Source organism: Synergistetes bacterium HGW-Synergistetes-1, assembly GCA_002839185.1.
GTDB lineage: Bacteria > Synergistota > Synergistia > Synergistales > Synergistaceae > Caenicola.
Map to the genome: position 1 here is coordinate 265782 of PGXO01000001.1, position 15901 is coordinate 281682.

Genomic DNA, 15901 nt, shown 5'->3' on the forward strand with positions numbered 1-15901 from the left:
AATTACCTGTCTTTGTGACAGTGAAGCCCAATTATCATACTAACTTTTTCGCTGCGGCATCGAGGCCTGCTGCAAGTTTTTCAAGCAGTTCGCCCACCTGTTGCTCGTTGATGATAAGAGGAGGAGCGACAATGAAATTGTCTCCCAAAAGTCCGTCCACCTGACCTGAACCGGGATAAATGATCAGTCCCCTGTCCACGCATTCCTTCGTGGCAACATTTGCTGCTCCGGTTTTTTCAAAGGGCTCTCTGGCAGCTTTGTCCTTCACCAGTTCGAATCCCCACATAAGGCCTTTGCCGCGTACATCGCCCACTATCGGGTTTCCTGCTGCTATCTTTTTTACTCCTGCCCCAAGTATCTCCCCCATTGCGGCAGCGTTCTCGACCAGCTTGTGTTCCTTCATGTACTTGAAAACTGCACATACAGCGGCAGCGCTTATCGGGTTTCCGTTATAGGTGTGGCCATGCATAAAAGATCCGCTTCCGTTTTTTATCTCTTCAACAAGACCGTTTCTTGCGATTATCCCGCCTGTAGGCACATAACCCGCGGCAAGCCCCTTCGCAGTCGCGATGATGTCAGGCACCACATTCCAGTGATCGACTGCAAAATTCTTTCCTGTCCTTCCGCACCCTGTCATTACTTCATCAGAAATAAGAAGAACGTCATATTTGGTGCAGATATCTCTTATCATGGGCCAATATTCATCCGGCGGCGTGATCGCACCGACTGTTGAACCCACAAGAGGCTCCGCTATGAAGGACGAAACATACTGGGGACCTATTATCTTTATCATTTTTTCAAGATGCTTTGCACACATCATTCCGCATGAGGGATATTCAGCCCCGAACTCACAGCGGTAACAATATGCGGCAGCTATTTTGGGAGATTCCCTGAACAGCGGCGAAAATACCCTGCGGCGCGCCATGGATCCGGCTATGGCCATAGTACCGATCGTGCTGCCATGGTAAGAATTCCAGCGGCCGATCGTCAGATGTTTGCTTGTGGCAGGTCCGTCCCTTTCAACAAAGTACTGTCTCGCCAATTTGACTGCGGACTCTATCGCTTCGCTGCCGCCGCTTACAAACCAGACCTGGTCCAGGTCACCGGGAGCTGTTTCTGCAACAGCAGATGCCGCCTCTTCAACTATTGAACAGCGCCAGCGTGAAGGATGGGCAAATTCGATCTTCCCATACTGCGCTTTAACTGCATCAATGACTTCCTTATTGCAGTGACCAAGGTTTGAGATCAGAGCTCCGCAGCATCCGTCAAGATACTTTTTGCCTTCGGTATCATATATATAGATACCCTCTCCATGATCCGCTTCGATGTAGTTTGTTTTGAAACTTCGAGGAAATGCGTGCTGTAACATCCTGCGTTCTACCTCCTGCCATAAAATTGAAGGAAATAAATCATAATGCTTTTAAATAGACAAGGTAAGCCAATGAAAAAATATCGGGTAAAAAATGAATAATGATTGCAATCACTTTAATTTCTCACAGTATTCACCTGCGATAACGTTTTTGCATATGAAGGATTTCCTTCAATTTTTTATACCTTATAACATTTTTTTTGTCAACCATTAATCAATTTTATATTTTTTGCTAAATCTGCACATCAACAGCATCAAATTCGGCATTTTTTGTGATAAAGTTAGGATGTTATATTTTCGGACCGGAATTATGACAGTTTATAATGTATAATCTTCAAAACTTTGGGGGGAACGATCATGGGCTGGAGAAACGTTGAGAATAACCTGGGCAGTCTTTCGCCTGCTCAGAGGAAGATCGCAGAATATATGTTAAAGAACAAACTGGAATCGATTTTTTTAACTGCGCTCCAGCTTGGTAAAAACGCGGGATCAAGCGAAGCTTCAGTTATACGGATGGCATCAAATCTGGGGTTTTCAAGTTTTCCCGATTTCATTAAGTCACTGCAGGAAGAGGCCAAAGATCAGCTTTCGACCCTTGGCCGTCTTCAGACACACAAACTTCAGCCTCAAACAGGGGGATTGATAGCCAGGATCATCAACAGCGACCTTGAACAGGCACGGGAATCCCTCTCAACTGTAGATGACGGATCCATAATAACCCTTGCCGAAAAAATATGCGCTTCGGACGCCATCTATATAATCGGACTCAGAAGCACCAGATCACTGGCAGTATATATGGAATATTATCTCTCCTGGTTTTTTTCAAATGTATTTCTCCCCACCACAGATACAATAGGGAACCACCTTGTGGCGGCTCCCCAAAACAGCATTGTCATAGGCATAAGCTATCCGCGTTATACAAGGCAGACCGTTGAATGCATTGCCCTGGCGAAAAAGAGGAAATTCCTTACCGCGGCTATAACAGACTCCCCGTTCAGCCCACTCGCCAAGGCAGCCGATCTGTGCATCGTATCTCCGTGTGCCCACATCGCGCACATAGACTCGCTTCTCATACCGATAGGGCTCATCAACACCCTGCTCATACAGGTTGCTGAGCAGCTTGGGCCGAAGGCGCTCAAGAGGCTTGAAGAGCTGGAGAGCAACTGGGCAGACAGCTCGGTCTACTGCTAGGGGCCTCTGTACAGGATTGCCTCAAAGCATCTTCTCAGGACATCAGCAGCCGGATCCTGTTCATCTGGTTTACGGAGCTTGTTCCTGAGTCGTAGTCCAGGGCAAGGAGACTAGTCCCGCTGTAGCGTCGCCTCAGTTCTTTTATCACGCCCTTTCCCGTAATGTGGTTTGGAAGGCATGCAAAAGGCTGGACACATATAATTTTTTTGACACCGCTCTCTATCAACGAGATCATTTCAGCAGTCAGAAGCCATCCTTCGCCTGCCTGGTTCGCACAGGAAACAACAGATGAAGCAGTATCGGCCATTGCGTATATGTCGTGGAGGCATCCGAACCTTGTCCCCCTTAGAGCGTCCCTGACAGGCCTCCGGATGATCTCAATCGCTGCGATGGCAGCTCTTCCCTTTACAGCGGAACAAAAACTTCCGGAGAGAGACCTGTACCTGTAGACCGGATCAAAAAGACAGTAAAGCAGGAATGAAGCCATGTCAGTCAGAACAGCCTCTCCCCCGCTTGACTCTATAAGATCAACAAGACGCTCGTTCGCGCCTGAGTGGTATTTGACCAGTATCTCACCAACTATTCCGACCTTTGGCTTTTCTATTTCACTTACCTGGATCCCGTTAAAATCGGACACAGTCTCACTCACAATCGAACTGAAGCCCGGTCCGCGGCCATTTGCGATCGCATGTTTATATTTGGATGACCATGCATTGTAGACTTTCGTTGCTTCTCCGGGCCTCAGTTCATATGGTCTGGTCCTCAACAGGAGCCTCATAAGCAGGTCACCGTAGACCATTGCTTTCGCGGTCCGAAATATCACCCTCGTGGGCAAATGGAAGCTTACTGAATTTTTGCCCTGTGAGTTGACTGCCAGCACCCTTACCTCTTCAAATCCTGCATCGTCAAGCGCCCTCCTCAAAAGCGGAACATAATTGCTCGCCCTGCAGGAACCGCCTGTCTGCGCATAGAAACAATCAGTCTTTTGGGGATCATATTGTCCGCTCTTGAGCGCATTCAGAAATTGCCCTACCACTATCATCGCGGGGTAACATGCATCGTTGTTGACATAATTCAGCCCCAGTTCTACCGATTCCCTGCCGCCCTCGGCCAGGACCCTGAAATCATGCCCCTCCGCTCTCATTATGGATTCAAGGAACTGGAAATGATACTGCGAAAGCGGCGGACAAAGTATCGTCCTCTTTCCGGAAGGACATCTGACATGAGTTGTGTTTGGAACTACAACTTTATCAGCCTCTTCACTGACATCATCTTTTGCTTTTACCGCAGCAAGAAGTGAGCGTATCCTTATCCTAACTGACCCGTTATTTTTGCTTTCATCTATCTTGAGGAGAGTGTGGAGTCGTCCCTCATTTTCAAGGATCTTCGCAGCCTGGTCTGCGCTTATTGCATCCAGTCCGCAGCCAAATGAGTTCAGCTGGACCATTTCGATCCTGCTGAAATCAGGATCGTTTGCCACCACATATGCAGTCCTATAAAGCCGCGAATGGTACACCCACTGATCGATTACTTTCAGCCCTTTGCCCGCTTCCGCGCCGATCGATCTCCCGGCGACTGAGTCCTCTGTAAGGACTGCGACGTTGTACCCGTTGATAAGTTCGGGTATGCCGTGATTTACTTCGGGGTCCAGGTGATAGGGGTGGCCGGCGAGGACTATACCTACAATCCCCTTCTCCTTAACGTATCTGACAGCCCTCTCACCCATCGCCCCGATATCTTTTTTAAATTCCTCCTGCGCCTTATATGCTTTTTTGAGAGCCTTCGCTGCTTCATCATGAGTCACGCCTTGACACCTGAACTCTTTTACTATGTGCCCGGCCATTTTCCCCGGTGAATCTATCGGAAAGAAGCTGTGGATATAGCTTACTTTACCTGAGCTTAACCCGTCGACATTTAGTCCGGCGACATCGGGATAGCCTGCCACCACGGGGCAGTTGAAGGAGTCGTCTGCGTCCCTGTACTCCTTTTTTTCCTGCTGTATACCCGGGTAAAAAATAATTTCAGCTCCCCTGTCTATCAGTTCCTGCAGGTGGCGGTGGACCAGCTTGGCAGGAAAACAAAGTGTCTGGGATGGAATAGTGTCAATCGCAAGCGACCCGTCAGGGCGCTCGGAAGAGAGTTCTACCCTGAAGCCCAGATTGGTAAAAAGGGTGAACCAGAAAGGGTAATTCTCATACATGTTAAGTACCCTTGGGATGCTGACGGTACCCCTTGGAGCATGCCCTTCCTCTATCGGCACATAATAATCAAAGAGCCGTTTATACTTTTCGCTGTAAAGATTAGGAGGAAGATCAGGCCTTGCCTGTCCTGCGTTCTCCCCTTTCGAGCACATGTTGCCAGTTACATGACTGCGCTCTCCGCTGAAGGTGGTCACGGTCAGAAGACAATTGTTCCCGCAGCCTGAGCAGCGCCTTGTCTCCGACTTCGAATCGAAGGATAGAAGGGCCTCTCTTGAAATTATCGAGCTTTTCGCGCCGCTTTCACGGTCTGTTGATACAAGCGCAGCCCCGTATGCACCCATGAACTCTGATATATCGGGCCTCAGCACATTGCGCCCGGTAATTTTCTCGAAAGCCCTCAAAAGGGCATTGTTCTTAAATGTTCCGCCCTGCACCACTATATGTTCGCCGATATCCTCCATCTTTCTGATCTTCAACACTTTATAGAGGGCATTGCGTACAACTGAATAGACGAGGCCTGCTGAAATATCCTCTATCGCTGCTCCCTCTTTTTGCGCCTGCCTCACCCTTGAGTTCATGAAGACCGTGCATCTTGAGCCGAGATCTACCGGAGAGCGGGATCTTTCCGCACTCGCCACGAACTCATCCATTCCCATACCCAGAGATTCGGCAAAATTCTGGAGGAATGAGCCGCATCCGGAAGAACAGGCTTCATTCAGAAATATCTGCCTGATGCTTCCCTTCTCTATCTTCAGGCATTTCATATCCTGTCCGCCGATGTCAATTATAAAATCCACATCCGGGTCGATTTGCTTTGCCGCCCGTGTATGGGCAACAGTCTCTATCTCTCCGATATCTATCCCGAATGCCGACTGGATCAGTTTTTCCCCGTAGCCTGTCACACAGCTGTTCTTTATGAAAAGCCCCTCCGGCATCAGAGAATAGAGATCAAGAATGATCTCCCTGACCGTATTTATCGGCTCACTTCCGCCACGCATCCTGTAATCGGAGAAAAGCAAATTTCCATCACCGTCTGTAAGCACGGCCTTAGTCGTAGTAGATCCCACGTCTATGCCAAGATAGGCAGGTCCTGAAGCCGATCCGATCGGCCTTCTTTCGGCAGAGGCATTGCTGTGCCGCTTCTCAAATTCAATTTTGTCCTCGAGGCCGGAAAAGAGCGGCGGGAGGTCAGAACCGCAAGCCATTTTCAATGGAGAGAAATAGGTCACAGACCTGCGGTCCAGTTCGGAGACCGTAACTTCATCATTCTTTTTTCCAAGCAATGCAGCGCCAAGGGCAACAAAGAGGTGAGAGTTTTCTGGTGATATGGACTGGATCGGCAATAACCTCAGCGTTTCTGAAAACCTTTTTCTCAGTTCCGGGAGAAAATAGAGAGGGCCTCCAAGGAATGCAACATTCCCTACGATCCTTCTTCCGCAGGCAAGGCCGCTTATAGTCTGATTTACAACAGCCTGGAATATCGAGGCTGCGATGTCGGCTCTTTCCGCCCCCTCTTTCATCAGGGACTGGACATCGGTCTTTGCAAAGACACCGCAGCGCGACGCAATCGGGTAGACCATCCTGGATCTCGCCGCAAGCTCGTTCAGCCCGGCGGGGTCCGTTCCCATAAGGAGGGCCATGTGGTCAAGAAAAGCGCCTGTTCCGCCTGCACAGGTTTCGTTCATCCTCTGGTCGGCTCCGCTTTCGTCAAAGTATGTAAGTTTGGCATCTTCTCCGCCAAGCTCTATGCAGACATTAGCCTGAGGGATAAACCTGTTCACTGATGCAGAACAGGCAATAAGTTCCTGAGTAAAAGGAAGTCTCATCTCCTCCGCGATCCCCATGCCTCCGGAACCAGCTATCTCCAGTGTTATCCTTGAATTTTTAAAACCATGCCTTATTTCGTTAAAAATTTCACAGACGGTTGTCCGGACATCTGAAAAATGCCGACAGTACCTGCTGTGGACGAGTCTGTCTCTTTCGTCCAATAGTACAGCTTTTGCCGTAGTTGAACCTATATCGAGCCCCATGTGCAAATGCGGCATCAGTTGCTTCCCCCTAACTTTCCTGTCAGAACAAGAGCTGTGCAAGACAGCCCTGACGTTTGAAACTTATCTGAAGTTTTGAAAGTTTAAAAAGGAGAAGTCGGTCTAAATCAGAAGAACAAGATCCAAAACAGGCAGGAAAAGGTGTTCCCTTTCCGCTGTAAGGTTGCCTTTATCAAGAATGTTGGGTAAGGAACGAAATGAGGAATAATCTAACAGATCTTTTTTTAATGTATAAAAGGACTGATTAGCGTTTAAAAGTGAATTCAGCGACCTGTAAAGCCTGGAAAGTGTCTGTCTGTGTGTCGGGTTTACTGCGGCAGAAGATGTTTCGATACTGTTCATCATAATCTTTGCGGAGCTCGGACCAAGGCTGTACCGGATATTGTGTCCGGACAAAACAACAACAGCCGTCTGGAAAATGATCAGAGACGTCAGAAGGATATATGCGTACTTTTTCATAATATTACTGAATCTATACAAACAATACCATCTCCGTTTGCGAAGATTATCACATCTCTGAAATAAATTCCATACCTAATTTTCAGTCAGTAAAATAAGACATGTGATTAAAGCTGATATAAAGATATAATTATGTAAAGGTAAAGTTATTCACCCAAATAGCATGTAATGATCAAACAATCACAAGGAGTGAGATAAATGGTCAGATACATCAAAAACATACCTGTGGAAGAAATTTTTACACTTGCAGATCAGGTGGAATACCTCCCCGGTCAGGTAGTCAGCAGGACTATTTCACAAAACGATGCCCAGAGCCTTACGATATTCGCTTTTGACAAGGGAGAGGAAATAAGCTCACATTCATCCCACGGAGACGCAATGATTACAGCCCTTGACGGAGAGGGCAGGGTAACAATAGACGGAAAGCCATTCGTGCTGCACAAGGGAGAGAGCGTTCTTATGCCCGCAGGCAAACCGCATGCTGTTTTCGCACTTGAAAAATTCAAAATGTTCCTAGTGGTGGTTTTCCCGCTCCCAATAACTCAAAATAAGTGAGAGGTGACCATCTCAGATGAAAATAATCAGGATGCTCTCAGGAGCCTTCACCAACGAGGAACAGATCAGGAATGAAGAGGAGGAAGGCATGAGAGTCCACCCGGCTGCTAAACACGTCATCACCCCATGCGGACATTTGATCTCAAACACTCCGGAAGAGCTTAAGTGCGGCTTTGTCATCGAAGAAAGCTACTTCGAAATGGGCGACCGGATCATCGATAAACATTACCTATTCCTCTATGAAGATGTCGATGAAAAGACTGTCAGGCTCACCTCGTATGATCTGCCGGAAGCTATCAGGACAGAAAATTTCACCGGAAGCAACGATTCGATCAGGTTGGATTTCAGGGATCTTAGGGTCTCTCCAAGGTTTGAGCCGCTGATCCTTGAAAAAAACAATGATGAATACTACGGAGAGAATGTCAGCAGCTTTGGACCCGGAAAGGTATTCCGTTTCAGCCTGAGGGTCTCCGAAAAGGGGTTCGAGGTCAAGGAGCTACTGGAAGCAGACGGCAAAAGATTCGCAGGTTATGATACCCCTGTTGTTTATAAAAGGACTGTGGCTGTAAAGCCACAGTGAGTTTAATGGCTGTGGCTTTTCAAGCCACGGAGAATTTGCGAGAAAAACACTCGCGGTGAATTTACAGCCTTTAGGCTGCGGAGAATTCGCTGAATGAATCCTTCAGCGGTGAATTGGTCCATAATTCATTGAAGATCTGGCCCCTCTTCGTCGTTCCCGAATGCTTAAATCGGGAATCCAGCGGCTTTTATTTTGGTTCTAAAAAGCAAGTAATAACCTGGATTTAGAGCCACTGGGCCCCGGCATCTCAAAGCGCATTCGAAATGGTTCGAGCACCAAGGTCAATTTAAAAAGTTTTCCTGACGGAAAACGGTGTTCTCCCGACAACACCATACAGGGGAGACGGAGAAATGGTTTTAGGTCCCAACAATCGATTTACCATTGATTACCAATTGATTTGCAATAAATTCCAGCGGTATGAATATCTCAGCTGTACCATACGACTGCTCGCCGATGCTTGCCAGTTTTTACAACTGATCAGCGTCATCTTCATGACCGGCTTTACATGAATATCTCGATTTCACGAAAGATGGTGAAAAAGATGTCCCTAATATTCCAGGATCTTCCTGAGAAAATTATCAGCCTTTCAAAAAAAATATATGAGAGGCATTTTGAAGCAGATCCGAAGCTTGCAGACGAGTACGACAACAGGCAGAAGAGAATGATGTACAACGACATCCTCTACAATCTGGGATACCTTGATGCCGCGGTAAGACTAGGGGATGAAAAGATATTCACTGAGTACTCGGTCTGGCTTTACAGGCTACTCTGCCATCTGATGAAAGGCCTCAGCAGGGAGAGGATCCGTGATCAGATGACCGGACACTTCTCCGTTATGAAGTCGGCTGTGCTGGAAGACCCTTTTTTTTATGAAAGGGAAAAGGCCGCAGGGTTCATCGACCTTGCTATAGAGGCCACTGTCAGGGACTGCGATGAGTATTCGGAGTCCGAAGACTTTAGCATGACTGAACACTTCGAGATAAAAAAGAAATACTTGGAAACACTGCTGGACAACGACACAAAGAAAGCGATGGACTATATCAGCGATACTCTGAAATCGGGCGCAAAGCTTGAAGAAATATACAAGATACTTGAAAGCGCAATGCACGACGTAGGCGAACTATGGCACAAAAACAAGATATCCGTGGACAAGGAACACTATATAACCTCAGCAACACAGACAGCCATGTCGCAATTCTATCCTTTAATATATTCGAAAACAGAAAAGAACGGATATCTTCTTCTCTCTTCTGCTGTGGGGAGCGAACTCCACGAGATGGGCGTAAGGATGATATCCGACCTCTTCGAATACCACGGCTGGGACACGATATATCTTGGCGCTGCTGTTCCCATGGGGAATATACTTAACTCAATAGAAGAAAACAGGCCAGACCTGATCGCACTCTCTGTGACCATGCCTCCCCATCTTGTGCTCTGCAAAGAAATAGTCGATTCCATCAGGGAGCTCTACCCGAAGGTTATGATCGCAGTCGGCGGGATGGCTTTCAAATCTACCGAAAAAATATGGGAAAAGTGGAATGTAGACGTATATGCAGAGGATGCCCAACAGCTTCTTGAGTGGGCTCAAAGGGCAATTGCGGAAAAGGCAGCAGGAAAAAGGATTTGATCAGCTTACTGGTATATACAGATACTGACGGGATCATCAATGAGATCAGGCTGAGCGAACCTCCCTATCTCATTTCAAGGCTCAATGTGCCTCTATCAGGAATATTCAATGATGCTGAAAAGGAGAGGTTCAATGACATTCTTACAGGGATCCGTGGGACGAATATAGAAGACCTCCCGATCTTCACACTGAAAGACAAGGGATTGCCCATCAGGCTCCACATATCGGCCGTCGGCAAGAGAAAGATAGTATTCGGGATCGATGATGATTCGTTCCTGCAGATCAGCGAAAATACAACAATGAAAAGACTTCTCCGCGACCTTGTCTCTGCCTTCAACATCAGCTCAGGGGAGATACAGATGCTCGACAAGGACATGGTCCAGATGAACTTCGAGCAGATCCAGATGCTAAACAACAGGCTTGTAAACACGGAGAGGGTCCTGCAAAGGGAACGGGCAAAGCTCCAGGTACTTAACAAGGAGCTAAACAACAGGCTGGTCAAGGATGCACTTACGGGTCTTGTAAGCCGTTACCAGTACCGTGCCGAGATCGAGCATACGATAGCATCGGCCCCAAATGAGAGGGGCATCTTCGTCTTCATCGACATCGACGATTTCAAAAAAGTCAACGACACACACGGACATCAGATAGGTGATATGTACCTGATCGAATTTGCAAACAGGCTTCAGGCGATACCCATAGAGGGCTCTGTCAAAATGAGGATATCTGGTGACGAATTCGGCTTCTTCGCTCACCGGATAACAGGGGACGTAAAAGATGAGATGGCACATATGTGGGAACTCATCAGAAGCCACATACTTTTTGGGCCTATCAAGACAGAAGGCGGCGACATACCTCTGTCAGTAAGCGCCGGCATGGCATGCTACGGCGAAGACACTACTGACATTTACGATCTCATAGAATATGCCGACTTCGCTATGTACATTGCTAAAAGGTCGGGCAAAAACCAATATGCTGTTTTCGATCTGGAAGACTACGAAAAAACAAAAGAAGAAAAAAATCAGGCTCTGGGTCGGATCTGATCTACTCTGGGGATTTGCAGTGTCAACGCTGCGGGGAATTCGCGACATTTATCGCTGGAGAATTGCCTGACTTAGTCAGGCGGTGAATGAAGCCCTTATGAACTGTCGTCCCCGAATGCTTATATCAGTGACGACAGTGTCTCTAGATTCTGGCTATGACTATATTTGTAGGTCTTAAATTCCAAGTCGATGGATTCCGGTTAAATAGCGTATCGGAACGACAAAGAGGTGGCAGATCATCAATGAATTTTGGTCCTATTCACCGCCGGATGGGGCTTCCGGCAAATTCTCCTTGGGTTGAAAAGCCATAGCATGTTCGGGGGCGAGAGGTCTGCTGAAGAAGTAGCCCTGGATGGTATCACAATCAGCACCCACAAGATAATCCCTCTGGGCCTCGACCTCCACCCCTTCAGCTATAACTTTGAGTCCAAGTTTATGTGCCATTGATATGATGTCGGGTATTATGAGTTCTTCTCTTTTATCGACAAGGATTTTGTCGATAAACTGTTTGTCGATCTTGACTATATCGACATTAAGATCGCGAAGTCTGGAAAGGGATGAGTATCCTGTCCCGAAATCGTCCACAGAAATATTTATCCCCATGCTCTTAAGCATACCCAGTTTTTCGTTCGCCATTATAAAGTCATCCATGAAAAGAGATTCTGTAATCTCGAACTCAAGGTCGCTTTTTTCGATGCCACAGACCTCTATCAGGACTTTCATGTCCTCGACAAAATCTGATCGCATCAGGTCTGCTCCAGAGATGTTGACAGCAACACGAACTCCACGGCAGGATCTCTCCTTCATCATCTTTACAAATAATGAGGTTTTTTTCACGATCAGCTTTGTCAAAGGTGTTATCAGTCTTTTTCTCTCCGCTACTTCTATAAATTCAACCGGGGATACGTTTCCCAGCGTATCTGACTTCATTCTTGCAAGCGTTTCAAAACCCGTTACTTTTCCTGTGCCCGCTTCGACCTGCGGCTGGAAGAGAACATAGATACTCCCCTCTTTGCCATCATTTTCATCGTTAATTGCACGGATGATCTCTTTTTCGATAAGGCTTTCTCTTTCGATAACTGCTTCCATCTCCGCGTTGAAATACTGGTAACTTACGCTTCCGTCTTCTTTCGCCCGGCTGATCGCAATAAGGGCTTTTTTGAGTATCCGTGACGGATCTTCCTCTTCTTCAGAAATTTTGGCTATGCCAATTTCTACCGGCATATAAATGTTCTGATCAGAAAAGGTATTTTTTTTAAAAAGATCCTTAACCCTCTCAAGTGAACGGTCCAAAGAATCATTAGTAATGAGATCTTCAGAGTATATGACCAGGCGGTCGCTTGCTATCCTGAATGTTATCCCGTCATCGTCAAAATTCTCTTTAACCTTTTCTGCTATTTCTGTGAAAACTTTGTCAGCGTATTCATAGCCGTAGAGAAGGGCCATATTTGCAAGATGGCTGAAGTTGAGCATAAAAATTGCTCCTCTCCACTTTTTCTGTCTCAAAAGATTATCGAGGAAATACTTGAGTGATTCCTGGTTGGGAAGCCCGGTGTTGGTGTCATAGTAAGCAAGCCTGAGATAATTCCGACCGTTTCTGTATATCATCAGCATTATCCCGCCGGTAGCAATAAAGACGGTTACCAACAGCCAAATACTATTTTTCAGTTCTTCTGCCGCAAAATAAGCTGCTTCTTTTTGCTGTGAGCTTACAAAAAGAGCGCCAACAACTGCGCCTTTATCAATAAGGGGAATAAAAGAGTTGTACAGTACTTCCTTCCCAGATCTGTCAACATAGCTTATCTCTTTTCCTTCGCTGATAGAAAGAGCCGCCTCGGGAATGTCAATTTTTGTGCCTTTCGATTCATGTTTTGAGCTCTCCACAATTATTTGATCCCTGTTGATCAAACTAACCTGGTCGATGTTTGGATCTTCGTTGAGTTCATCCAGCAATTTGCTTATTTCAAATCTGCCTAAGAATTTTTTGACATCTCCCGCGGAGATACCTATCTGGACGAATTCTCCTGACGGAAGTCTGTAATATGCATATTTGTAGTATTCTCCTGAAACCGTGTCTGCCCTTATCTCATCCATTGCTTCCTTTTTACCGCTCTTTATGAAATTATGTACAGGATGTCCTTCCTCGGCTTTCCAGCCAACATATCTGTCAATATTAGAGTACGTGATCACTCCATCTCTGTTATGGACAGATATTTGATCAACGTTCAGGGATGCTGCAAGAGCTTTTACCCCAGCCTGTGAAAACCGCCCATGATACAACATTACAGTTTTACTTGCTGCTATGAGTTTTTCTTCAAGAAGTTCATTTATGATCCTGCTTGCTGCCACTGATTTTTTCAGGCTGTAGGAATAATTTCGCGCAGCATCAATGGCATCCTCTTTGAAGCGATCATAGTTTTCATTTATCTTGCGTTCTACGGAAGAATACATCCCGATCGAAAAAAGAACAGAAATTACTAAAAATGGAATTATAAAAAACCATATGTTGATCTGTTTCAGAAGTTTTTTATCATTCATCATCAGCATCTCCCATTTCGATAGTTAGGGGCGGTCAAGCGATCGTTTAACAATTGTCAAATGATCGTGAGACCCAAAATCACCGTCGTCCCCGAGTGCTTAAATCGGGGATCCAGTGACTTTAAATTAAGTCTGTTACTAGTTTTTAAGGATCCTAAACCAAAGCTGCTGGATTCCCAATTAAGGCATTCGGGAACGACGGAATGGGGTCGATCCTCAGGTCCTCACAGCTGTTTGACAACGTTTGACGATCATTTGACCGCCCTGCAACTGCTTAGCAACCGCTCAGCAATTGCTTAGCAATGTCTTGAAAACAACCGTTTCACCATTGCTTCACTATTGTTTCACGCCGGCAATCTTCCGGCAGTCTCACAATTGTTCTATAAATACATTTTACTTCATAAAATAATAAAAATGACCGCCATTCAAACAGAGGCAGTCATTTTTGATATTTTTAATTTATTAATTTGATACTTTGCAGGACATCTCACCGTTTTGTCGGGATGAGAAGAACAGAAGAAAGGGCCTTTCTGGCAACATTTCCGCTTACGCTTCCAAGGAAAAATTCCTTGACGTATCCCCTGCCCTGGCTGCCCATAACAACAAGCTGTATGACCTGTTCTTCAACTGTTTTTATTATCTCTACAGCAGGGGAACCATATTTAACAAGGACATCGACTTCAATTTCTCCTCTTTCCTGAAGAAGTTTCTTCATCCCTTCAAGCCTTGCCGAATCTATCCTGTTGAATTCTTCAACTTTTTCATCAAGGTGCGGGCTTAGCTTCGCAGAATCCTGGACATGGAGGAGCGTGACTTTTTTAACCCTTCCTGGAGCCATTTCAAGTACCTTTGTAAAAGCTATGTCGGCATTGTTTGAAAAGTCCGTAGGGTATAGCAGATGTTTTGCGACTTCACACCCATCAATACTAATTCCCTCAACGTCGTTCCTCCTCGGCCTCATTATAAGCAGCGGCTTCGATACAGCGTGCATAAGGTCATTAGCCAGAGTACTGAAATAGAGTTCACCGGAGGAGGTCCGCCTCCGTGCTCCCACCACTATCAGAGAATAATCTTCTGCAACTGCTATCTTGTTGATCTCCGTTGCGGGATACCCTGCAAGCACCCTTGTTTCTACTTCAAAGCCCTCTTCGATAAGGTTTTGTTGGTTTTCTTTGAAGACCTCTTCGTATTTATGAAGAGGAAGGTTTGATTGTCCCCTTGTGTAGTCGATGACTTCGTCTACGGTCCTGTATTGGATCAGAAGACATTTTTGCGCATCGTAGGCTTTCAGCCTCCCTACACACCCCATGAGCTCAAGCGAGTCGTCAGACAGGTCAGTAGCTACAATGAACTTTTTAAACACAGCATTCTCCCTCCCTTTGTTAAATCAGCTGACCGGGTCAACGTCTGGTCGGTATCAGAAGCACTGAAGAAGGGCTGAGCCTGGCTATGTTCTGGCTTACGCTGCCAAGGAAAAACTCCTTCACGTAACCCCTGCCCTGGCTGCCCATCACAACAAGCTTAACATCCAGATCTTCGACAAGTCTAAGTATTTCAAGTGACGGTGATCCATATTTCACAACAGTTCCCACTTCGGCCTTGCCTTCCCGCTCAAGCATATCTTTCATACCTTTCAGCCTTGCCTCATCCAGCCTGTTGAACTCTTCGATCTTGCTCTCCAGATGAGGGCTGAGCCTCGATTTATCCTGTACGTGAAGGAGTGTGATCTTTTCTACGCTTCCGGCTGCCATCTCCTTTATATACCTGAACGCCATGTCAGCGTTATCGGAGAAATCTGTTGGATAGAGGATATGGCTGCTGATATCAAGCAAATTTCTTTCTGAGTCATCTTCCTCAGTAACTCCTGCAGGGTCTTCCGTCCTTATCTGCAGAACAGGGAACTGCGCCGAATGTGTCAGATCGTTTGCGATCCTTCCAAAAAATATCTCACTTGACGAGGAATATCTCCTTGACGCTATTACAGTCAGAGAGTAACCCTCTTCCTCACATATTCTGTTTATCTGCGCCGGAGAAAATCCGGGAAGGATCCTGGTCTCGACTTCAAATCCCTCTTTTTCAATCTCTCTCTTTTGTCTTGAAAGCGTCTTTTCATACTCGTAAAGAAGTTCGTTGGAGTATATACCGGAAAAATCGATTATTTCGTTCAGATCTCTGAACTGGACTAAAAGGCATTTCTTTGCTCCAAAAGGTTTCAGTCCGCCAATACATGACATGGAGATTGAAAAGTCTTTCGAGATATCTGTTGCAACAATAAATTTTTCAAACATCT

The 15901-nt window shown here is 46.2% G+C and carries 11 protein-coding genes; 5 read left to right on the forward strand and 6 right to left on the reverse strand.

Going from position 1 to position 15901, the window contains the following annotated elements; genetic code table 11:
• Window positions 1-34: 34 nt before the first annotated feature.
• A complete protein-coding gene (locus tag CVV54_01280; GenBank protein PKL05474.1) occupies window positions 35-1369 on the reverse strand; it encodes an aspartate aminotransferase family protein in 1335 nt (444 codons plus the stop codon).
• 357 nt (window positions 1370-1726) lie between these two features.
• On the opposite strand from CVV54_01280, the gene CVV54_01285 reads away from it, so the two are divergent.
• Window positions 1727-2560 (forward strand): hypothetical protein, encoded by an 834-nt coding sequence (locus CVV54_01285; protein PKL05475.1) that lies wholly within the window; start codon window positions 1727-1729, stop codon window positions 2558-2560.
• Between the two features lie 34 nt (window positions 2561-2594).
• Here CVV54_01285 and CVV54_01290 read toward each other — a convergent pair whose 3' ends face one another.
• Window positions 2595-6806, reverse strand: a complete 4212-nt coding sequence (locus tag CVV54_01290) for a 2-hydroxyglutaryl-CoA dehydratase (GenBank protein PKL05476.1) — start codon at window positions 6804-6806, stop codon at window positions 2595-2597.
• A 105-nt stretch (window positions 6807-6911) separates the two neighbouring features.
• Window positions 6912-7268 (reverse strand): hypothetical protein, encoded by a 357-nt coding sequence (locus CVV54_01295; GenBank protein PKL05477.1) that lies wholly within the window; start codon window positions 7266-7268, stop codon window positions 6912-6914.
• Window positions 7269-7466: 198 nt separating this feature from the next.
• Here CVV54_01295 and CVV54_01300 point away from each other — a divergent pair, with 198 nt between their 5' ends.
• From CVV54_01300 to CVV54_01315, 4 genes are all read left to right on the forward strand, one after another.
• Window positions 7467-7823, forward strand: a complete 357-nt coding sequence (locus CVV54_01300; GenBank protein PKL05478.1) for a cupin domain-containing protein — start codon at window positions 7467-7469, stop codon at window positions 7821-7823.
• Between the two features lie 16 nt (window positions 7824-7839).
• On the forward strand, window positions 7840-8403 hold the full coding sequence (locus CVV54_01305; GenBank protein ID PKL05479.1) for a hypothetical protein: 564 nt from the start codon (window positions 7840-7842) through the stop codon (window positions 8401-8403).
• 505 nt (window positions 8404-8908) lie between these two features.
• Window positions 8909-10030: a cobalamin-binding protein gene (locus CVV54_01310; GenBank protein PKL05480.1), complete on the forward strand. Its 1122-nt coding sequence runs from the start codon at window positions 8909-8911 to the stop codon at window positions 10028-10030.
• On the forward strand, window positions 10027-11073 hold the full coding sequence (locus tag CVV54_01315; GenBank protein ID PKL05481.1) for a hypothetical protein: 1047 nt from the start codon (window positions 10027-10029) through the stop codon (window positions 11071-11073). Before CVV54_01310 ends, CVV54_01315 begins: the two co-directional genes overlap by 4 nt.
• A 255-nt stretch (window positions 11074-11328) precedes the next feature.
• Here the strand turns inward: CVV54_01315 and CVV54_01320 are convergent, their stop codons facing one another.
• The 3 genes from CVV54_01320 to CVV54_01330 form a co-directional block, all read right to left on the reverse strand.
• Window positions 11329-13620 (reverse strand): hypothetical protein, encoded by a 2292-nt coding sequence (locus CVV54_01320; protein ID PKL05482.1) that lies wholly within the window; start codon window positions 13618-13620, stop codon window positions 11329-11331.
• Window positions 13621-14098: 478 nt separating this feature from the next.
• Window positions 14099-14974 carry a hypothetical protein gene (locus CVV54_01325; GenBank protein PKL05483.1) on the reverse strand — a complete coding sequence of 292 codons (876 nt, stop codon included), beginning with the start codon at window positions 14972-14974 and terminating at the stop codon, window positions 14099-14101.
• A 37-nt stretch (window positions 14975-15011) separates the two neighbouring features.
• Window positions 15012-15899 (reverse strand): hypothetical protein, encoded by an 888-nt coding sequence (locus tag CVV54_01330; GenBank protein PKL05484.1) that lies wholly within the window; start codon window positions 15897-15899, stop codon window positions 15012-15014.
• Window positions 15900-15901 lie beyond the last annotated feature (2 nt).

Bases quoted from the DNA above. Each gene is read 5' to 3' on its own strand.
- CVV54_01295 (PKL05477.1), bottom strand. From the start codon at position 7,268: ATGAAAAAGTACGCATATATCCTTCTGACGTCTCTGATCATTTTCCAG.
- CVV54_01305 (PKL05479.1), top strand. From the start codon at position 7,840: ATGAAAATAATCAGGATGCTCTCAGGAGCCTTCACCAACGAGGAACAG.
- CVV54_01290 (PKL05476.1), bottom strand. From the start codon at position 6,806: ATGCCGCATTTGCACATGGGGCTCGATATAGGTTCAACTACGGCAAAA.
- CVV54_01310 (PKL05480.1), top strand. From the start codon at position 8,909: ATGAATATCTCGATTTCACGAAAGATGGTGAAAAAGATGTCCCTAATA.
- CVV54_01280 (PKL05474.1), bottom strand. From the start codon at position 1,369: ATGTTACAGCACGCATTTCCTCGAAGTTTCAAAACAAACTACATCGAA.
- CVV54_01285 (PKL05475.1), top strand. From the start codon at position 1,727: ATGGGCTGGAGAAACGTTGAGAATAACCTGGGCAGTCTTTCGCCTGCT.
- CVV54_01330 (PKL05484.1), bottom strand. From the start codon at position 15,899: ATGTTTGAAAAATTTATTGTTGCAACAGATATCTCGAAAGACTTTTCA.
- CVV54_01320 (PKL05482.1), bottom strand. From the start codon at position 13,620: ATGCTGATGATGAATGATAAAAAACTTCTGAAACAGATCAACATATGG.
- CVV54_01300 (PKL05478.1), top strand. From the start codon at position 7,467: ATGGTCAGATACATCAAAAACATACCTGTGGAAGAAATTTTTACACTT.